Source organism: Winogradskyella ludwigii, from assembly GCF_013403985.1.
GTDB classification, from domain to species: Bacteria; Bacteroidota; Bacteroidia; order Flavobacteriales; family Flavobacteriaceae; genus Winogradskyella; species Winogradskyella ludwigii.
Genome location: NZ_JABFDF010000002.1, coordinates 150070 through 172331 on the forward strand (window position 1 = coordinate 150070; position 22262 = coordinate 172331).

The 22262-nt window shown below is 31.5% G+C and carries 16 protein-coding genes; 2 read left to right on the plus strand and 14 right to left on the minus strand.

Annotated features, from left to right (window positions below; all coding sequences use genetic code 11):
* Positions 1-261: 261 nt before the first annotated feature.
* The 4 genes from HM981_RS06625 to HM981_RS06640 form a co-directional block, all read right to left on the minus strand.
* Positions 262-1341, minus strand: coding sequence for an alanine racemase (locus HM981_RS06625; protein ID WP_179337828.1), 1080 nt, complete (start codon positions 1339-1341; stop codon positions 262-264).
* Positions 1342-1433: 92 nt separating this feature from the next.
* On the minus strand, positions 1434-1871 hold the full coding sequence (locus HM981_RS06630; RefSeq protein WP_179337829.1) for a GNAT family N-acetyltransferase: 438 nt from the start codon (positions 1869-1871) through the stop codon (positions 1434-1436).
* Between the two features lie 651 nt (positions 1872-2522).
* On the minus strand, positions 2523-3374 hold the full coding sequence (locus HM981_RS06635) for a class I SAM-dependent methyltransferase (protein WP_179337830.1): 852 nt from the start codon (positions 3372-3374) through the stop codon (positions 2523-2525).
* 16 nt (positions 3375-3390) lie between these two features.
* Positions 3391-4206, minus strand: coding sequence for a hypothetical protein (locus tag HM981_RS06640; RefSeq protein WP_179337831.1), 816 nt, complete (start codon positions 4204-4206; stop codon positions 3391-3393).
* A gap of 415 nt (positions 4207-4621) precedes the next feature.
* On the opposite strand from HM981_RS06640, the gene HM981_RS06645 reads away from it, so the two are divergent.
* Entirely contained in the window at positions 4622-5620 is a 999-nt protein-coding gene (locus HM981_RS06645) for a metal-dependent hydrolase (protein ID WP_179338339.1), read from the plus strand.
* 32 nt (positions 5621-5652) lie between these two features.
* Here the strand turns inward: HM981_RS06645 and HM981_RS06650 are convergent, their stop codons facing one another.
* The 9 genes from HM981_RS06650 to HM981_RS06705 all read right to left on the minus strand — a co-directional run bounded on the left by HM981_RS06650 (position 5653) and on the right by HM981_RS06705 (position 19370).
* Positions 5653-6516, minus strand: a complete 864-nt coding sequence (locus HM981_RS06650) for a phospholipase A (protein ID WP_246286163.1) — start codon at positions 6514-6516, stop codon at positions 5653-5655.
* Positions 6517-6787: 271 nt separating this feature from the next.
* On the minus strand, positions 6788-7732 hold the full coding sequence (locus HM981_RS06655; protein WP_179337832.1) for a sterol desaturase family protein: 945 nt from the start codon (positions 7730-7732) through the stop codon (positions 6788-6790).
* Between the two features lie 353 nt (positions 7733-8085).
* On the minus strand, positions 8086-9132 hold the full coding sequence (locus HM981_RS06660) for an endonuclease (RefSeq protein ID WP_179337833.1): 1047 nt from the start codon (positions 9130-9132) through the stop codon (positions 8086-8088).
* The gene (locus HM981_RS06665; protein ID WP_179337834.1) at positions 9129-10193 is read right to left on the minus strand and encodes a hypothetical protein; all 1065 of its coding nucleotides are present in this window, start codon (positions 10191-10193) and stop codon (positions 9129-9131) included. The genes HM981_RS06660 and HM981_RS06665 overlap by 4 nt, the downstream gene beginning before the upstream one ends.
* A gap of 158 nt (positions 10194-10351) precedes the next feature.
* A complete protein-coding gene (locus HM981_RS06670; protein ID WP_179337835.1) occupies positions 10352-10768 on the minus strand; it encodes a DUF7793 family protein in 417 nt (138 codons plus the stop codon).
* 11 nt (positions 10769-10779) lie between these two features.
* On the minus strand, positions 10780-11202 hold the full coding sequence (locus HM981_RS06675) for a phosphatidylinositol phosphate kinase family protein (RefSeq protein ID WP_179337836.1): 423 nt from the start codon (positions 11200-11202) through the stop codon (positions 10780-10782).
* Positions 11203-11387: 185 nt separating this feature from the next.
* Positions 11388-15866 carry a PAS domain S-box protein gene (locus tag HM981_RS17485; protein WP_246286165.1) on the minus strand — a complete coding sequence of 1493 codons (4479 nt, stop codon included), beginning with the start codon at positions 15864-15866 and terminating at the stop codon, positions 11388-11390.
* On the minus strand, positions 15863-16243 hold the full coding sequence (locus tag HM981_RS06700; RefSeq protein ID WP_179337837.1) for a response regulator: 381 nt from the start codon (positions 16241-16243) through the stop codon (positions 15863-15865). The genes HM981_RS17485 and HM981_RS06700 overlap by 4 nt, the downstream gene beginning before the upstream one ends.
* 82 nt (positions 16244-16325) lie before the next feature.
* The gene (locus HM981_RS06705; RefSeq protein WP_179337838.1) at positions 16326-19370 is read right to left on the minus strand and encodes a PAS domain S-box protein; all 3045 of its coding nucleotides are present in this window, start codon (positions 19368-19370) and stop codon (positions 16326-16328) included.
* 810 nt (positions 19371-20180) lie between these two features.
* On the opposite strand from HM981_RS06705, the gene HM981_RS06710 reads away from it, so the two are divergent.
* Positions 20181-20669, plus strand: coding sequence for a YqiA/YcfP family alpha/beta fold hydrolase (locus tag HM981_RS06710; RefSeq protein WP_179337839.1), 489 nt, complete (start codon positions 20181-20183; stop codon positions 20667-20669).
* A 44-nt stretch (positions 20670-20713) separates the two neighbouring features.
* Here HM981_RS06710 and mnmE read toward each other — a convergent pair whose 3' ends face one another.
* Positions 20714-22120, minus strand: coding sequence for a tRNA uridine-5-carboxymethylaminomethyl(34) synthesis GTPase MnmE (gene mnmE / locus HM981_RS06715; RefSeq protein ID WP_179337840.1), 1407 nt, complete (start codon positions 22118-22120; stop codon positions 20714-20716).
* Positions 22121-22262: the final 142 nt, after the last annotated feature.

A 22262-nucleotide genomic window follows, 5' to 3' on the forward strand; every position in this document is an offset into this window, starting at 1 on the left:
ATAATTAAAATAGAGGGCTTAATTAGGGAATGGCTAAGCTAATACTAATTTTCAGTTAGCTAAAAATTTTTAGTCGTACAACACTTTTTTCGGATTAATAACAACTGCTTTTAATTCCTATAAAATTAAACCAAAATAATTCTAAAAAATTGACTATAACATAAACATAATCAGCAGTTAATAGCGTAATACTCTAAACTCTTATAACTAATAAACTGATTGCCTTATTAATTAAAATCTGCCTTGGTTTTATAAAACAACTTAGACATAAACCTTATCTATAAATTTAGAATTCAGCAACCTAACAACCGCCATATAGTTGAGTTTAAATTTTATTTTATCACCAAGCTTATATTTTTCTTTGTTTTCACCTAAATCAATAACAAACATATCTGAAGTTGCTCCTACATATAGAAAACTATTTTCAGCTTCAATATCACTTTTACTCACATCTAATAATCCGAAATCTAAAATAGCTTTGTAAGATCTAACACTATTATTTTTTTCGTTATTATGAATTGTGTCAATTGAATGAGCAGCACTTATAATTCCGCCAGGCACTACATTCTTTACTTGAAGTTCTATAATATTTGCATGCAACTCAAACGTATCTGTATTTAGCTCTTTAAATTGTTTGCCATCTAAAGGACAAATACCTAAAAAAGCCGCTTCACCTACTCTAAAGTGATTGATCTCTTTTGGCATTAAATTATTTTCTATGAGAGGAAGTGTAATGGATGTGCCACCTGATAAAAATTTTAAGTCTGTTTTAAACTTTTCCGAGATAAGGGCTTTACTAAGCGACAATTGCATCAGGTTTTCAGGTGTTGGTTCTACTCCAAACAAACACCCTAAATTTGAGCCAATACCCAAAACTTCGATATGAGAGAGGTTAAAAACACTTTTATAAAACGCTAAGATATCTTCATTATTTATGCCTTCTCGTAGGTCACCTAGTTCTACCATAATAATGATTTTATGGATGACATTTTTTTTCTTCGCAGCCACATTTAAAGCTTCAATTGTAGTAATGGATGTGTTTAAAGAAATATCTGCATAGGTTACCACATCATCGGCATGTTCTGCTACAGAGGGGTTGATGTAAATTGTTTTTACATTAGGATATACCTCTCTAATGTTTCGTAAACTCATCAATCTAGAATCTCCAACCGAAGGAATCTTTTCTATAATATCTTCTGTTAATATGGTTTTAAGAAAAGTTTTGTCTCCAGAAAATAATTTAGTAATTAAACTCCACGCGATGTTATGAGTTTCAAAATAATGACTTAAATACTTAAGATTTTCTTTTATCTTTTCTGAATGTATAATTAACTCTGCCATTGCAATTTGTTTCTTTTCAGTAGATTTAAAAATTATAAAAGCACTAAAAACATCAATTAAACTAGCTCCTTAGATCGTAATTTTAAGTCGCTTTATTTTTCTAGTCGCATTTCTAAATACTTATTGGTAAAGCCCAACTTTTCGTAAAGCATTTTTGCTGGATTATCTTTTTCACAGTGTAATGCGATACTGCCTTCACAATTACTAATAGCATACTCCATTAATTTTTTTCCGAAGCCTTTTCTCCTGTGATTTTTATGAGTCGCAATGTAAACCAAAATATTCTCTGGTATATACTCATCCATTCCTGTTTTATTAATAACAACGGCACCAACAATTTTATCCTCTTCTTCCATTATAAATACATGACCACCTAAACTTGGACGATCTTTTACAGCATAGTCTATAGCTTTCTTTATGGCACTTATAGGATCCCCGTATTTTTCTAAATGCGTAAAGATAAAATTTGCGACTTTTTCTTTTTCTAAAATGGTCATTTTATTAAAAGCATCGTATGTGGTAGTCTTCATTTTTCAATTATTAGGTATGAATAGTTTACTATCCTTATATTCTTTTTAACCTCCAAATGTGGGTTTCTTTACTTTTACGCACTGTTTTAGGAGGCATACTGAGACTTTACTTTAATGTATCTCGATTACATGGTTAATATTTTTTTGCCCTAATAAAGGTTTAAATACTATTTGGCATATCCTCTGTCTTTTAACAGAGATGCCAAAAGCAAAATGCTTAATCCTAAAAAGGCCTTTAGGGAATTATGAGAAAATTAGGGAGTAATCTCTTAAACTTGTATGCTTGGGTTTAACTAAAAATTTCGAAATATAAATTTCTGGTTTATAAATTCTATACCTATTTTTTTTCGGATTTAATTTTAATCAATTTTTTTCACAAGATTATTAAGAGTTTTTTTAAAATAAAGTATTTGTTTTTTGTTTAATATAAAATGTTGGTCTTATAAGTTGTTTTGGAGCGTTTTCATTTAAATTTAAAGATTTTTATTAGTCAAATAAACACGAAATATTAAATTAAAGTCTAAATATAATAGAAGAATTATTTAATATTTCATTATTTCTTTACAAACCCTAAAAAATCGATAACTTGAAGGCCATAAACCAATTAGACTACATATAAAAATACAATAATCTTAAAATTTATAATAAATTTCAGTTTTTAGCACCTATAAACGTCTGAATATTAGTTGCTTCAAACCAAGGTTTTTGTGAAAAGTGCCATAAATTAAAACCTGCTTTTTCAAAAAGATAAGGATAGTTATGAGAAAATGAAGGCTCCAACCCATAAATCTGAGAATCATGAGTTGTTTCTAAATTATGGTTTTCACCATTAGGCTCTATAGCAACAAAGATTGTTTTACCTAATTGGTTTATTTTCTTTAAAAATTCTTGTAATTGTTGCTGTTCAAAATATTCTAAAACCCCTCTAGACGTCACAAATATAGTATTGCTAACACCATGTTCTTTAACCCAGTCTACTGCATCTGCAGAGACAAAATCTAACTTTTTATTGGCAGTATATTTTTGACGATTTATTTCTGTTTGCTCAACACTTAAGTCTATACCTATGAAGCTATTAATTTCCGGGAATTCTGAACTGAGATAATTTAATACATCTCCGTTACCCGTGCCAATTTCCACAAGTACTTTAAATTGATCCGGGTGATTTGATATTTCTTTTTTTAATAAATCAAAAATAAACGTACAATTAGGTAAAAAATCGGTTTTAAAGCCATCTTCTAGTTCTTTTATAATTTCTGTTGATTTATGCGCCCAATAATCTCGATTTAACTCAGCAATTTTATTATGGTCTTGTGTTTTTTCAAGTTTTTGTATAAGTGCGTAGCGTATCAGTTTTTCTTGTAAACTTAAATTATTTTTATTCTTGTGTATTAGCGCTATTCTGTTTTCTGATAATTGATGCGCTATTTTTGGTCTTAGAATTATAAGTACATTACCTAAGACATTCGCTGTTCTCCCTATCAATTTAGATGTAATACTCATGGATATTATTTTTTTTTCAGAGTTCAACTTCTGAATTAATTCTTAATTCTTGTCCTTGATTCTTATTTTTTACCACTATATATTCTAAACCCCAGATTCCTAACATCGTTAAAAAATAGAGGGTAGCAAAGGCTGTGTATGTTGGAGCGCCTCCATAAGTTGGCATCATTGGTAATGATATTGCGGTTAAATTCACCATAGATTGCAAAAAAAGTACGCAGATACCGCTTTTAGTATGCTTATAAACAAAAGCACACATTCCTGCTATTCCCATAAAAAATATTAATGCAGGCAAAATTGGAATTTCCGGATAAATCCCCTCTCCAAGGAGAATTATAGGTATAAACCATAAAGTCCAAAAAACAGCAATAATCTGACTGGCATAGAAAGGTTTTACGATTTTTGATAATTCACGAATACAATAACTAACCCAAACAACCTCTCCTAGGAAAGCCCATACTAAATTAGCAACATAGCCTCTTAAGCTAGTCTTACTAAAAACAATAAATGTAGAATATTCAACGTCGTTGTAAAATGCTTTTAACACCAATGTAATCAAAGCAATTGTTGTTGGAAAAACGAAACACAACAGATACCATTTTGGATGAACTTTCCAATTGAGCATAGGTTTAAATAAATCTTTTATTCCCTTATTGCCTCTCGTATATTTTAATATGCAAATTAATATAAACAATAGAATACAAAATCGACCCGTGTTATATACAGAACTAGAAATGAGACCTTCTATTCTAGCTTTAACGAAAAAGAGGTTGGAGAATGGTCCAAGCACTAAAAATATCCAAATTTCGTAATTTTTTATAAACTCTTTCATCCCTTTAAATTAAAAAACATGTTCTTTTAATATGAAATTTTACAACTTAATTTGATAGATTATTATTTGATTTAAAATTATGTTTCTATCGAATCTAATGTGTTATAAAATGGAAACCACAAATCACTAAGTCACTAAAAACCAAATCGTTGAATGAAACAAAATCAACTACTTCTATTTAAATTACTAAGCGCACTACAAGTCTATTAAAAAAAATAACATCATTAGCTTTTATTCTACAAATAACGAATATCTAAGTTTAGCGGTTAAAAATTTCACAAACAACAAATAATTCCTTCTAAAACACCACATAACATGCTGATAATGTAAAACTAACATTCTCAATAAAAAATAAATACTTTAATATTTTCATTTGAGTGAATTAATCTATGAAGCCTTATTTTTGCTGCATATTATGGATTCACTCACACAAATTGTTTTAGGCGCTGCGATAGGCGAAGCTGTTTTAGGAAAAAAAGTAGGTAACAAGGCTATGTTGTATGGCGCTATAGCTGGCACAATTCCAGACTTAGATGTTGTTGCGTCATACTTTACAGATACAGTTTCTGCTTTGGCTATTCATCGTGGATTTACACACTCTATTCTGTTTTCAGTGATTTTTGCTCCAATTTTTGGTTGGATCGTTTCACGTTACGAAAAATATAAAGATTTTAAAGGTTGGTCATGGTTGTTTTTTTGGACCTTAATAACACACCCAATGCTAGATGCACATACCACATGGGGAACACAATTCTTTTGGCCACTAGATTTAAGATTAGCCTTTAAAACCATTTTTGTTATTGATCCGCTATATACATTACCCTTCTTGGTGTTTTTAATTCTTACCATGTTTCAAAAGCGAACTTCAGAAAAACGACGCTTGTATAATGGTATTGGACTAACATTAAGTACAGCGTATTTAGCTCTCACCTTTGTTTTAAAGGATTTAGCCTTAACACAATTTGAAAACGAATTAGTAGTACAAAATATAAATTACAAGCAAATAGACACGAGACCATCTGCTCTAAATACTATTTTATGGAATGCGAATATAGAAACAGAAGACACGTATTTACTAGGCACATATTCGTTTTTTGATACGCAACCCATCACCTTCGAAACCTACCCTAAACATCATGAATTATTAGGAGATCTTATTAATAATGAAAAGGTAAAACGAATGATAGCAATTTCTGAAGGCTGGTATACCATTACAAAATCTGACAATAAATTATATTATAATGATTTGCGTTTTGGAGTATTGAGCATGGAACCTCAGTCTCAAAACTTCGTGTTTAAATACTTAATTGACATTGATGCCAACGGAAACGTAAACTTTATAGAACAAGAAAAGACACAACGCGATGGTAAAAAGTTAATCGGTGATTTATGGTTGAGATTAAAAGGAAATTAACCTTCAACTAAAGATAAAATACATTTCTGTTATTATTGATTCTTACCTCTAAACCATTTAAATTCATTAGTTCTTATAACATAACCTATACGTATCATACTTTGAGATTGCTCATAATTAAGTAACCCTTCTGCTTGTCCAACATACCACTCCAACATTAGATATTGGTTAGATATGTTATTATCAAAAGGATTAAAATAGATACGCGCTCTAGCAGATCCTTTACCATCAAGATTAAGACCTTTTCGTAATCGTAAATCAAAAATTAATTTATCTGGTTTAAAAGTGTGTGATACATTAACCTGACCCAAACCTACATATTCTAAAAGATCTGGATTACCTTCCTTATATCCAAAGGGGATCCATGCCTTAAAGCTAGCAATGGTATTTTTATAAACTGTGGTGGTATATTCTAAACTTATTCTATTCCAACTTCTAGAAGCGATACTGTCTCTTCCATTAGACTCATGCTCAAAAGATACAGAACCTAAACCTTTTAATCGGTCTTCTTTATCATAAAACACTTTACCTACAGCTATGGATGGATTAAAATTAATATCATTAAAAGGGAATGATTCTTCGTAGATGTTCCAAAAAGATTTTTGGGTATATGTCATGTATAAATAAGTATCTAATGGCAATCTGCTTCGCGTAAGAATCTGTTTAAAACTCACTTGGTATTTTGCATCTGCAGTAGATCTACCAATCGTTTTATTTGTAGGAACACCTGTTATAAAATAATTGTCTTTATGTATAGAAAAATAAGGTCTTTGAGCCAAAGAATCTTTTAATTCTTGTTTTTTGTACGCCTGCCCATTTAATGATGCTGCTGCGAATAATACTAAAATAATTGACAGTATGGTAGTTTGTAAATGGTTGGATTTAAGTGTCATCATAATTGAATGCAAAAATGTTTAGTTGGCTATACTTTAATGTATGCCACAAAAATGCAGAAAATTTATAGTCATCGTTAACCCATATCACATCTTCACTAGTCCAAAAGAAAAGAAGACTAGAATCTTACTCAAAATAATTACATAATTGTGCTATAGTTCAATATATCCAACCAAAACGCTCTTTAATAAAATTCCTCCTCGATTAAAGTGTAATGTTCTAATTGAAATAAGTATTCTAAAAACGAAGATTTCGTTTCAATAAAATTAAAATTTAAGTTGTTTTAATTTGCTCTTTTTGAGCCTCTTTAGCCATTTCACGACGCATTTGTTTTATGGTCAATGTACTTCCATCATGGCTCCATCCGGGAGGAGCAAAAATGTACTTAAGCTTATAATACCAGTTATTCGTTTTTTTCATATCCTCCCAAATATTTTTATACTCGTGCGTAAGAATAACATATATATTGTAAGAATTTGGAGGTGTTGAAACACCGTATTCTATTGGTATAGTTTCGTCAAGTTCTTTCCAAGTTCCAAAAATACGATCAAAAATATTAAGAAAACCACCATGATTTTTGTCCATATACTCGATATTTCTAGCATGATGGACTTGGTGCATCGTATGTGTATTTAAGATTTTTTCTATAAATCCCATTTTCTTAATATACGTGGTGTGCAGCTGAAATTGCCATAACGCTTCAATACCTAAACACACTACAAGCATCTCTGGTGGAAAACCAATGATTACAATCCATACGTAAAAGAATGGTTTGTAAAAAATAGTAAACCAACCATTACGAACAGCTGTTCCTAAGTTAAAATTATCTGAAGAATGATGCACTATATGTGCTGCCCAAAAAAAACGAACCATATGGTTTTGTCGGTGAAACCAGTAATACGTAAAATCATCTAAAAGCATACAAATCACCCAAATATACCAAACGTAACCAAAAGATTCCCAACCCATAATATTAGTACGAACACCATCAACTAAAGGATTAAAAAGATCGTAAGTAAACTTAAAAATAACGACTATAGATACCGTCTTTATCAATGCTGCAATTACTGCAGACCCTAGACCAAGAGACACACTAGATATCAAGTCTCTCCATTTGTAAAGCTCTTTATTGTCTAAAATTTTACTATAAGAAAGCTCTAATGCTATAAGGCCTAAAAAACAAGGAACACCGTAAACTAAGGGGTTAGTGAAATCCATTTATTATTAATTTAAAAAAAGTATTTGGTAAATATGCAATTATGATCTGTAGACTATAATTTATAAATGATTTTAGTAATAACCAATAACGGTAATAAATAAAAAAAATTTTAATACTAAAAATATTTTGTGAATATACAGCAACATGACCTAAAATAGGAGTATTTAAAACTAGAATATTTTAAAATTTAGTTGAAACCAATAGCTACTATTATTAATATGGCGCGATTTTGAACTACCGTTGGTTACTAACACCATACATTCTAAGCTATTAAACTAACCTAAAAATAAAAAAAGACAAAAGCATATAACCTCCTGTCTTATCAGTATTAATTAATAAGCTTACCACAAACTTAATTAAACATTCTCCCAGCTAAGGTTGTATCTAACACAAACGGATTACTATTTCCTTGGTAAGATTGAATGGCAGTATTTCTATCTATTTCTATTTGATCTACAGGATCGTTTATATGCCAGGTTAGTAATGTTGTTTTCATATAATTGAAAAAATCATCATTAGCATAAGAAGTGTAAGAATTGATATTTGTTGCATTATATATAGCATAAAAATAAAACACAACTCTAGCAATATCTCCTTTTTTGCTTTCTCTTGGCTCAATTGTACATTGCTGTCCTGTAACCAATAATGGATATGTTCCATCTTCATCTATTTCTGAGTAAAAATCAATATTTGATCCTGGTATTGTACTTAATTCTTGAGTAAGGTAATACCATGATTCAGTATCACTATCTTCAATATCATTAAATACACAGCTTCCTCTATCGGAATTTACCGCAACTCGCGACGGAAACAAATTAAACATATCACTTCTAGCAGGTTCATTTGAAGCTCCCATACTTTGAGGATAAACATGCTCTGCGTTAATATCTAAATTAAAGGCATGACTAGACGCATCTGCATCTGTAGAATAATCCATTAGAATAGTATAATCTGAATAAATACCTTTTAATTCTTGAGTTGAAGGGTTAACATCAACGACACCATATAAAATATCTCTAGCATCATTATAACCCAAAGTTTGATCTGGTGTATAATTGGTTTGAATACAGGTCAAAAACTCAGCATAAGTAGATGCAGTATCGCAAATTTGGTTGGTAACAGGTGTCGTTGGTAGAGGTGAAATGACATGCCAAGATAGACCATCAAAAATATTAAGTGTATTAGAATCTGTATTATAAATTAAAAGACCTTTGGAATTACTGGTTACTAAAATGGCATCACGTTGAGCAGAACTCATACGTGGCGGAAGAAACCCAAGAGCTGTACTCTCTAAATGCAATATTGCCGAATCATCGGGTGTTTCTGTTCCAATACCTACTTGACTAAAAGTAAAGTTAGTGACTAAAAACAGTACTAAAAGAAGTGCTACTTTTCTCATAAACTATTTTCTGCTCCTTTAGTATTTGAACTCGCGCTTAAACTCCAAGCACCAGCTAAAGATCGTTCAATAGCACCATTGGCATCAGCTGAGCCAGTTTCGCTAACACCTACATCAGTACTTAATACTCCAGATGCAATTCCGTCGGTTGCAGTAAATGTACCTTCATAACTCAACAATTCAATCAATCCTAAAGGACCACTAAGCGCTATACCATCTGGACCACCATTTTGAATATCACTTGGTTCATACACGTAATAGCAATTTGAGGCGTCACATGTCCTTGTTAAATTATTTAAAGTTTCTGGATGGTAATTAGTACCTCCGTTACCATTATATAAAGAAATTGTATATAGAGACAAATCTGCAGGCTGGCTGGCTAAATCTCCTGTTATTCTAATTTCTACAAATTCATTTACATCAGTACTTGCATTATCGTAATGAAATTCATTAATTCTAGCATCATTGGTTGCACTTGCTGTCCCAACAGGTCCTGTATAACTCGTTTTTACTTCTAAACCCGCTATAGCACCAGTAGCAGCAATTGGTGTTACTCCAAAACTGATATACTTTGCATCGTCAGTACTAGTTAATGTATAATTTAAAGTTGTGGCACTTGCTATTGCAATTTCGTTTGTACCAGAAGCATCATCTGCACGATACCATTGAAATAATGAAATATCCTCAATATCTGACTCGGCATCTTGATACGAATAAGTCGCTGTTAATTCTACACCTACAGTTAATGCGCCACTAATTGAAACACCAGTCGCTGTTGGTACAGTGTTCGTTGTTGGACAATAAATAGTTTCCCATTCTGTTCCATTATAGACTTGTAAACATTGTTGCGTGCCCTCAATAAGGTAAATAAGTAATCCCGTTGCTGGGTTAGAAATAGCATCACGCTGCTCTTCATTCATACGAGGTAAAAGAAACCCTTGTGTTGTAGAAGACAGATCTAAAATAGCAGAATCATCTGGTGTTTCAGTTCCAATTCCTACTTGAGAAAAAGCATGATATGAAAATGCTATTAGGATGAAAAGTAATAGTGATTTATTCAAAATTTATATGGTGTATGTTTTTTCAAATATAATATTTAAAAACCAAAAAACGCACTAAAGCCTAAATATCAGATAAATACGCTCACTTAAAAAGTTGAAATCAGTCAATTCATAAGAAAAAACCTATAATGCTATTAATGTTTAAAACGTATTAGTAATTAATTACGATTATAAAACTCGTTTTTAGCGTCTATACAATATTCCTCTGCCAACTCTAAATCATTGAATACTGCAAATGGAGTAATACGACTATACAAACGTTTATAAAAAGAAAGCAATAGTTTCATTCCTGGTGAATTAATTACATAGGATTCTGAAATTCTCAGTTTTACTAACTCTGGGTTATGAGCCAATAATTTAGCAGCAGCAATAGAAAACGTACCTTGAGTTTCTTTTAAGTCTATGAGAAACGGCATAGGTTTACCTTCACATAAAGTTATAATCGCTTTGATGTACAGTTTAATATTGGTTAATTCCAACTTAACATTTGGATCATTATTACTGAATTCACAATACAGAATCCCAGTATCATCTGTCCAAAATATAGCATTATTAAAGCCAATAATTTTACTCATGTTAGTGTTTATTAACTTGCATTATTAAAAACCTTGTAATTCGTTTGACAATAATCAAGTGCGACATTAAAGTCTGTATAAATTTTATTGGGTACTACGCGATTACCAACGATATTGTTTAATGCTAAAAACAACTTTAAGCTCGTAGTACGGACAAGAAAAGCGCGCGTAAGGACTAATGAGTTTATTAAAGCACTATTAGATATAAGCATAAATATCTCTACAGCGTCAGTGCTATTAATTTGTTTTAAATCTAATAGAATAGGTCTGTATTCTTTGTATTCCCTATCAAATAAAACAGAAATAGCATTAAATAAAGTCTCTTCACATTTAGAAGTACTGTAACTTTTAAAAAAATCAGGCTTAAGCTTACAGTGAATTACATCGTGATCTATCTTAAGTTTAATACCTTCAAATTGAATTATATCTCTCATAGCTAATCATTTGAGAATCTATTTTCAATTGGTATGCCAAAAGAAACAACCAATACCAAATAAAATATAAATGACTAAAAATCAGATACTTGACTATTTTTAGAAGAAAACCTGTAAATAAGAAAAGTCACGGTAAACCGTGACTTATAATTTGAGTTATTTATGACTGACGGAATACCGTCATTTTATTCAGGTTTTTTTAAATCCAATTTTTTCATTCGATCTCGTAGCGTACTAGGTTTGATATTTAACAACTTAGCCGCACCACTTGGCCCACTTATTTTCCAATTACATTGCTCTAATACCATTAAAATATGCTCGCGCTGTACAATATCTAACGATAAATCTTTATTATTTATTGGGTTTATAGTCTGGCCAGAGGATTCAAATCCTGGAATAACCAACGTTTCATCTATGGATAAAATAGACGCACGCTCTATTAAATTCTCTAATTCTCTAATATTACCTGGCCAATCATAGTTTTTAAGTTTAACCATAGCCTCTTCAGCGATGTATTTAATATTCTTACCATAATTTTTATTAAACTTATCTACAAAGTGCTCTACCAATAATGGAATGTCATCTTTTCGCTCACGAAGCGCTGGTACATTGATAGGGAATACATTTAGCCTAAAATACAAATCTTCTCTAAAACGTTTTTTATCAATCTCTTCTTTTAGATTTCTATTGGTTGCGGCTATAACTCTCACATCTAATTTTTTTGTTCCAGCACCTCCAACAACTTCAATTTCTCCTTCTTGCAAAAATCTTAAAATCTTTGGTTGCATATCTAAAGGTAATTCCCCTATTTCATCCAAAAACAAAGTACCATTGTCTGCTAATTCAAACTTTCCTATTTTATCATTAAATGCTCCTGTGAACGATCCTTTTTTATGACCAAATAATTCACTCTCTAAAAGTTCTCTAGGTATTGCTGCGCAATTAACCTTAATTAAGGGTTTCTTATTACGCGTACTTATATTATGGACAGCTCGAGCCAATAACTCCTTCCCTGTCCCAGATTCACCGAGCAACAATACGGTAGCTTTTGTTGGCGCAACCTTTTCTAATTCTGTTAATACATTACTAAACTCAGCACTGCCATAAACCATGTCCTCATAGTTAAATACTAAATCTAACTCATTTCTTAAATAGACATTTTCTTGCTCTAATTGATTTCGTAAATTATTTAATTTATTATTGGCAATTGTAAGTTGACTATTAGCTAATAATGATGATACTTCCGCGAGTTTACGCTCTGCACTCTGAATCATTAAAGAAACAAGATTAGCTATAGATGTTGCAAACTCTTCTTCTTCTGTACTCCAAATATGTTCATTACCTACTTGTTCAAAACATAAAATACCATAAACTTCATCTATTCCTTGAATCGGAATGCTGAGTTTAGATTTTATATTTAATGGTCTAAAATGATCCTCAACAAAACCATCGTAGATATCATGACTATAGACATCTGAAGCTGCAACGATATTATTATGTATTAATTCATTAAAATACTTTTCATTTTCTTTTCTATAAAATACTTGCCCACTTTCATAAGAATCAATTGCTTTAATATATAATTTTTCACAAAGCATTTCTGTCTTTGCTTTATTAAACTTTAAAATACTTCCTCTTTCTATATGTAACGTTTTTGCAGAGAGTTCTGTTATTTTATTTAACGCTTCTTTATAATCTGTACCAACGAGACTAGCCAATTCAATAATAACATTTTTTCGCTCTAATGATTTTTTAGCATTATATTTTAAGATCGCTTTTGCTCTCTCTGCCTTAGAAACATCCTTCATCGTACCAAATAAAGCAATGACTTCTCCGTTATCATCTTTAATATTTCCAGCCAAAAATGAAGCTAAAAACTTTTCACCATTTTTTCTTATGAACTCAAATTGAAATGACTCTCCGTCTCCTTCTGCTATTTTTTTATTAAATTCTAATATCTTATCAAGATCTTCAATCTTAGCAAATGGATAAGGTAAATTAAGGCCCAATAACTCTTCTCTAGAATAGCCTAGAATAGTACAAAAGGAATCATTAACCAATGTAATTTCACCTTTTGGGTCTACTATAATTAAGCCTTCTTGCATAGCCATAACCAGCTTGTCATTAAACGCTTTTGAGAGCTGTAAGTTTACTTCTGCTTTTTTTCGCTCCGTAATATCTTCAATGGTAGCAAAATTTGCAGTCCTTACTCCGTTTTCATCATAAATACTTGAAAGCAATACATGCACAGGAAAACGCTCTCCGTTTTTACGCATATATGTGTTTTCATAATCCTTTTTGTTTTTATTTTGTACTAATAATTTGTAACGCTCATTATTAGCTTCTCTCATCTCCGGTGGAGAAAATGGATACGGACGCTTAACACCAATTAATTCATTTTCTGTAAAACCTGTCATTTTACAAAAAGAAGGGTTTACACTAATTATTTCTGATTCTAAGTTTATTGCAACTAAGCCTTCATGCATTGACTTTAAAAGACTTAAAGAAAACTTATTAGCTATTTCCAAATCTAATTCAATTTTTTTACGCGCTGTAATATCTTGAATAGTACCAACAAAATTGGTGGCTTTTCCATCAGAATAGACCGTTTCTCCTATGCCATGAATCCATTTTAATTGCTTATCATTTTTAGTTATAATTCTATATTCTAAATTAAATATTTGCTTTCGGTTTAGACTTTCAAAAACATTATTTTTAATGAGAGATCTATCGTCTGGATGTACTATGGTCTTCCATAAATCAAAATCTACAACAGTATCACTATCTACCCCAATTATAGTCTTAAATGTAATTGAAGTATCGCCTACTAAACTTTCTATTTTTAAATCAAAACTTCCAATTTTAGCAAGTTCTTGAGCTATTAAAAGTGACTTTTGACTTTCTTTAAGTATTATTTCTGAGTGTTTACGAGGGGTAATATCTTGAATAGTACCTATTAATTTAATAGGCTTGCAATCACTATCTAAAATTATTTCACCAATGCCATGTACCCAAATTTCCTCATTTGTATTTAACTTTACAACCCTATATTCTTGATTAAACTTTTTATTGGTTTGCATACAATCCTCAAAATGATCTAACGCCTCCTGCCTTTCATCAGGATGAATACGATTGCTCCAGTTTTCTACTGTTTTTTCATAGGTCTCATCAATCCCTAAAATCTCATCGAGCATTAAAGTGCTTTCCCAAGTCATTGTCCTTAAATCTACATTGTAAGACCCAATATTAGCAACTATTTGAGATTGCTTTAAATGAAATTCGCTTTCTTGAAGTTTTAATTCTGCTTTTTTGCGCTCTGTGATGTTACGACCAATGGATAAAATTTTATCATCTTTTTGCCTTTTTGCTGATATTTCCATATCTACCACGACATTATTTTTAGACCTAAACTGACGCTCAAAAAAAACAGATTCGCCATTTACTATTCGTTCGTATGTATCTGGCTGTGTGATAAAATCGCCAATAATAATATCTTGAATTTTGAATTCAGAAAACTCTTCAAAAGTATAGCCTAAAATTTGATACGTTGCTTTATTAAATTCATGTATGGTGCCATCTAATGAGTATGTAAGAATAGCATCACTTGCTTGGTCTATTAAGGCCTTATAAGACTCATCTTTCTTTTTAATTTCTGAAACTATCCTAGACTTCTCTAATGCGATATTGGCTAAGCTTACAGCGAAATTAACCTCTCTAATCTCGTCTAAAGAGGGCAATCTTACAGAGTTACTATAAATTGCAAAGGTGCCTAAAACAGTATTATCTTTTGACAAAATAGGAACAGACCAACATGATTTAAATCCATGTTTTAAAGCAATATCTTTATATTCATCCCAAGACTTTTCTTTACTTATATCTGAAACTATAACGGGATTTTTAGTAAACGCGGCAGTAGGACAAGAACCTGAATTATCTAATATGGGTAAATTATTAATGGATAAAGCGTACGGTTTAGGTAATGATGGTGCCGATTCTAAAATGAGATGACTTCCTGAGTCGTCTACCAAGCTAATTGAGCCATAATAATCTGGATGAACAGATTCAAAATTTAAAAGTAACTGATCAAAAATTTTATTTAAAGGGGTGTTTACAGTAAATAAATCTAATATTTCATTCGTTTTAATTAATAACTGTTCTGTTTTCTCCCGCTCTATAACTTCATTTTCTAAATGCAACGTTTTTTGTTCCAACTTACCAATTAAACGCTTGCTGTAAAGTTTTAAAACCTCTTCTTCTGTAAATTTCTTTGGTTTAGTAGGTTTTAATTGCTCTTTATGCTCTAGAAATATGTTTTCAATTGCCAATACTAATTCAGTAGGATCAATGGGCTTAATTAAAAACTTGACGGCTCCTAAATTTAATGCGAAATCTTCATCGGAGTCTTCAATATAAGTAGAGGTGTAAAAAACAAAAGGAATATCCTTAAATAATTTATTATTCTTACAAGCCCTACAAAACATATAACCATCCATAACAGGCATTAATATGTCCGAAATAATTAAGTCTACCCTGTTTTTGTTTAATTTATCTAACCCTTCCTTACCATCTTTAGCTTCTATAACAGTATAATTAGCCTGTTCTAGTATAACTTTTAGTAGGTATAGATTTTCAAAAGTATCATCTACAATTAATATGGTTTTCATATTTTAATTCGCTTTTTATAAATCGCTTCCATTTGATTAACAAAAGTATCGGGATTAATAGGTTTTTCTATATAACCATTGGCACCAGCCTCTAGAGCCTTTTCCTTATCACCTCCTAAAGCGTAAGATGTTACTGCAATCATAACGGTATGCTTTGGCAAGCCATTATTTCTTAATTTGCTACAGATCTCATAACCATCCATATCTGGCAATTGTATGTCTATTAAAATAATTCCGGGATGATGATCATGTGCTAATTTTAACCCATCTACTCCATTATAAGCCTTCAATACATTATAACTATCACTAGTTAACAGGTAAGATAGCATATACATATTTTGCTCGTTATCTTCAATTATTAATATAGTAGGCTTCATATTGTAGTTTCTTGTAAAAAATTAATCATCAATTAGTTAAGCAAATTATAAGCTAGAAATTACATTTCATAAAAATATATTATTATTTGGAAAAAGCAGACTCTAATGGCAACTTAAATATAAAATTACTTCCTTTATCAGAATCACTCTCCACGTGTATTGTTCCTCCTAATTTTTCTATTATACTTTTACTAATCGCTAATCCAAGACCTGTGCCTTCATGCTTTCTACTAAGACCTCCTTCTAATTGAATAAATGGCATAAATAATTTAACGATATCTTTTCTACTTATACCAATTCCTTGATCTACAACTTGTGTTATAAGCATGTTATCTTCTACATTAACCTTTACATAAATTGTCCCTGTTTCTGAAAATTTTATGGCGTTAGAAATTAAGTTTAATAAAACTTGCTCAACACGGCGCTTGTCGCTTACCAACTTAATATCTAAATCTGCTATCTCTGTTTTTATAGTTAATCCTTTTTTTGAAGCCTGAGGTAATAAAAAAGCAATAGTATGTTCTAACGAGGCTAGATAATCAAATGGATGATATGATACTTTTAGCTTACCAGCTTCTATTTTAGAAATATCTAAAACATCATTTATTAAACTCAGTAAATGTGCTCCACTATTTTTAACCATAGAGAGTTGCTTTTTTTGCTCATCATTTAATGGTCCTGCCAATTCTTTTAATAGAATACCTGTAAAGCCAATTATAGAATTCATAGGTGTTCTTAACTCATGAGACATAGTGGCTAAAAAAGCCGATTTCATTAGATCTGCAGATTGCGCTTTTACTTTTTCTTTTTCTAATTCAGCGGTCCTTGTTACTACTAATTTTTCCAGATTGTTTCTGTATTCTTCTAATTCTATTTCTGCATTTTTACGATCGGTTATATCTCGTATCACTCCAATCAGAAATTTAACATTACTACTATCCACAAATCGCGTTTTCTTAGTAGAAATAATACGTGTTTCATTGTCATTAAGAGTCATTGTTTCTTCATTAACATTGTCAATTCCAGATACAAGTACCTCTTTATCAATTTTCAAAAATGCGTCGCGTTCAGATGCTGATACACTTTCTTCAAGTGAATATCCAATGATAGCTTCTCTAGTAAGGTTAAATAGCTTACAAAATGCATCATTCACTAATAACATACAACTTTGCTCATCCTTAACAAAAACAGGATCTCCTATATTATTTAAAATATTTTCAAGATATTTTTCACTTTTAATAAGTTGTTCTTCTGCTTTTTTACGATCGGTAATATCTATTAGTATCCCTATATAAGCGTATAAAACGTTATTCTCATCTAACAAACCAACAGATTTAGCAGAAAGCCATGTAATTTCACCCTTTTCATTGAGTAATCTAAAATCTATTTTAAAATCTTCATTAGTATCAATAGAGTTCTGCCACGCATCAATAACGGTATGTCTATCTTCAGGATGGATCGCTTTGGTCCAACCAGTACCAATCGCTTCCTTAAAAGTTTGCCCAGAATATTTTAACCATTCTTCATTAACATAATTACAAATACCATCACTATCTGCCTGATAAATTGCCGCAGGTGCATTTGCAGATAAACGTCTAAATAATTGCTCGCTGTTTTTTAGTTTTTCTTCATCTTCTTTACGTTGCGTAATATCTTTAGCTATAATTCCTAACGCAATTGGTGTATTTGTTCCAGTTTCTTTTATTAAAAACCCAGACATGTCTACAGGTATTAAACCTCCCGTTTTAAAATTTTTAAAATAAGTTTCACCGCACCACTTATTATTTTTAAAAATATTTAGAATATGTTCGTTTATTACAACATCTCTATAATCGTCAGGAAAAAAATCTGTAATTTCATTTACACTACTTAAATCGGTTTCAAAATCCACCAATTTTCGTCCATTGGTATTTAAGTATATAGGCTTACCTTTTAAAGTGGCAAGCCCAATAAAATCATCACTAGTTTCTATTAATGAAAGTAACATTTGATTATTAGCGTCTGCCACTTTTACAGCTGTAATATCTGAAAAGTAAATTGTTAAGCCATCTACAGAAGGATAAATACTATTTTTAAACCACTTATCAAAAGGCTCATAATAATCCTCAAAAGATATTGTTTCTTGAGTTTCTGCCGCTTTCTTATAAGCCTTGCCAAATGAAAGATTTTCACCTTCTGGGAATTCAGTCCAAATATGCTTCCCTATTAAATCTTCGGGCGATTTACCTAAAAGATCTGCTGCTTTTTTATTAATAAAAGTATAACACCAATTGGTATCTAGAGAAATAAAACCATCCGAAATATTATTTAAAGATGCCGTTAACTGAGCCGTTAATTCATCTTCAGATTGTTGTTTTTCAATCTTTAGATCTAAATATTTAGTTCTGTATTTTAAGATTGAAAAAACATCGCGATCTTGACTTGCTATAAAACTAGAGCTATTGACATCAGAATCTTCATGTTTTAAATAAGCATACAAAATAGATGTAAAGAGTAAAGCGGTTATAGACTTCCCAAAAATATGACCTAATAATACGTGATTAAAATCTACAGCATCATGATTAAGAAGTAAATTATAGGCAACTGAATCTATCGACAGTACAATAAACAACGATAGAAAAATGATTAAGAATAAATTTAAGGTTCTCTTTTTTGAAATTAAAAACTGATAAATAATAACCATCCAAATAAAATCTAGCAACAATAAAATGGTACTAGTCATAAAGCATTTGTAATTCAAAAGAAAAATAGGTACTGGCTCTGAGTCACTCATAGGTTCTATGGCAAGCCCTTGCTCATAAGTTATACCAAATAGCGCCAACAAAAGAAAATTTGAAATAACGATTCCTAAAATAAGCGCTCTTGCACTAGAGACTCCTTCTTTTATATAAATTAATAAGACCGCAAACAGAACAGAACTAAAAATAATGGCAGATCCTGGATAAACTGGTATAGCATCAAAGACCAAGAAACTCAATATCCTACCAGAAAATGTTTGTAAATATTGTACGGCGCCCAAGAAAAGATAAAGCGGTGCTAAACCAAGTCGCTTTCTATATTTAAATAAGATAAGTATACTCGATGTGATAAATAAAAATTGTAATAATACAGTAAAGTAGATATTCATGTCAGACTAATTATAGCACTTACAAGTTAAGTGAATATTAGAAATAATATCTATAAAAAATGATTTACTCTAAATCTAAGCCTTTAATAGTGGTAAATAAACCATGGAAAAATACCTGCAAAGTATATGTGGTTATTTTGCGATAAAGAAATCAAAAACGCCAGTAAACAAAGAGATTCAAGAATACACGAGGTACATGAGAAGTACAAATACTGTTATTTATAGACACAAAAGGAAAACAAAAGATTTTTTAGTTATAAACTATAATGCAATGAATTATAACACATTTCATATATAAAAAGAACAAGTTAAACCTGGAGGGCTTCTATAACCAAAGCAGATCTAAACGCTTTAATAACCGCAGAACAATGCCCAAAATCAGTAGCATTGTCAAGCACACATTGCAAACTAGCCTTGGTTTTTATCGCTTTTCTAGTAAACCCATCACCCGCTTTTCGTGCAATTGCCTTACCATTAAAATAATAAAAATTAATACCATTTTAAGGCCCTATTAACGGGATAATTCCGGTCTGTTGTACCAAAACACCACAAATCGACTTAAACAACTAACAATCAATAACATACACAAAACCATAATACAGGTTATAGCGTGGTTATGCCGTGGTTATAACATGCTTCAAACAAGCTTATAGCATCATAGAAGCCAATGAACTATCAATATACCTAATAAACAGAATTGAAATCCCAGTCTATAGCCTTAATCCCTTTCCAATAGCATATGCCATGTATATCTACAAAATAAAGTATCTTACCACATACATTTTAAATAATATAAGACCTTACATCATAATGAAAATCCTATACATACATGGTTTAAATGGAAGTTTAAGCCCTGAAAAAAGAGCACTATTAGAACCCTATGGAGAAGTGTTTGCACCAGCCATAGATTACCAATCAGATGCACATGCCATTGCGAGTATAAGCGCAGCCTTTAAAACACAAGGAATTACCGTAATCATCGGAAGTAGTATGGGTGGTTTTGCAGGCTATTACGTCTCAAACATAATGCAATGCCCTGCCCTATTATTTAATCCGGCCTTAGCTGAGAGATCAGTCACGCAAATCATCCCTGAAATAAATAACAACACAAGCAGTTTTAAGCAAATAGTAATAGGAACACTAGATGATGTGGTAAACCCCAAACAAACGCTTAATTTTCTAGCTGAAACGGTAATGGACCATCCAGAATACAAAATACACATCCATAACCAGCTAGCACATCGCATTCCTTTAGAAGTCTTTAAGGAAGAAATACAACTGTTTTTTAAGCAGTTATAATTTTGACTATAAACAATAGAAAGACAAACATCTAAGCACAGCGTCTACTTCCCGATACAGAAATTAGCAAAAATATTACCCAACAAATCATCATTGGTAATCTCACCCGTAATCTCTCCAAAGTGATATAAGGCCTGACGAATATCAATAGCTAACAAATCTCCAGAAAGACCTGTTTCTAAACCATCTTTTACTTTTTGTACTTCTTCAAAAGCTTTTAACAACGCATCATAATGACGCGAATTAGTCACAATCGTTTCATTATTTCGAAGGGCTCCGGTATTTATTAAATCGAGAAGCTTATTGGTAAGTTGTTCCACTCCAAAACCAGATTTTGCCGAAATAGGAATAACCTGGGTCGCTTTAGATTGTAAAGCCGTTCTAATATCAGCCAATTCCGAATCGGTAATCTGATCTATTTTATTCAAAATAACCAACAACTGTTTTTGAGGAAACTTGTTCTTTACCTTTTCAATTTCAATCGTAATGGTTTTAATAGCGTCTGCATCTACAGCCAATTGTGCACTACTAACTAAAAACATCACCACTTGGGCTTGTTCTATCTTTTCAAACGTTTTTTTAATACCAATGCTTTCAACAATATCTTCGGTTTCACGAATACCTGCCGTATCTATAAACCGAAAACCAATACCTCCTATAGAGATTTCGTCTTCAATAGTATCTCTTGTCGTACCTGCAATTTCAGAAACAATCGCACGATCTTCATTCAGTAAAGCGTTCAACAACGTGGACTTCCCTACATTGGGCTCACCAACAATAGCTACTGGAATTCCGTTTTTAATAACGTTTCCAACAGCAAAAGAATCAATCAAACGTTTCAATACAAAAGTGATACGCTCTATCAACTGCTTAAATTGTGTCCGATCTGCAAACTCTACATCTTCCTCTGCAAAGTCTAATTCTAATTCTATCAACGATGCGAAATTCATTAACTCTTCACGAAGCTTAGCAATTTCAGAAGAGAAGCCACCACGCATTTGTTGCATCGCAATTTGATGAGAGGCTTCGTTATCACTAGAAATTAAATCTGCTACAGCTTCCGCCTGACTCAAATCTAACTTGCCATTTAAAAAAGCACGCAAAGTAAATTCACCAGCTGTTGCCATTCTGCAACCTTGTCTTAAAAACAACTGAATAATTTCTTGTTGAATGTATGACGAACCATGACATGAGATCTCTACCACATTTTCACCAGTATAAGAATTAGGATCTTTAAAAACCGATAATAAAACTTCATCTACAGTGCGTTTATCATCTATAATATGCCCTAAATGAATGGTGTGCGTCGCTTGCTTTGATAAATCTTTATTTGAAACCGATTTAAAACATTTTGAAGCTATAGTTATCGCTTCCTTTCCTGATAAGCGTATAACTGCAATGGCACCGCTTCCAGACGGTGTTGCTAATGCTACTATGGTATCGTTATGCATGTTCAATTATTTGGTACAAAAGTATTGTAAATTATGGGATTCTTTAAAATATTACAATAGAACTGATGCAACTTCCATTGAAATCATTTATATACTAGATTTTAAACCTTAGTTTTTATATTTGTATTCTCACATTCAATTA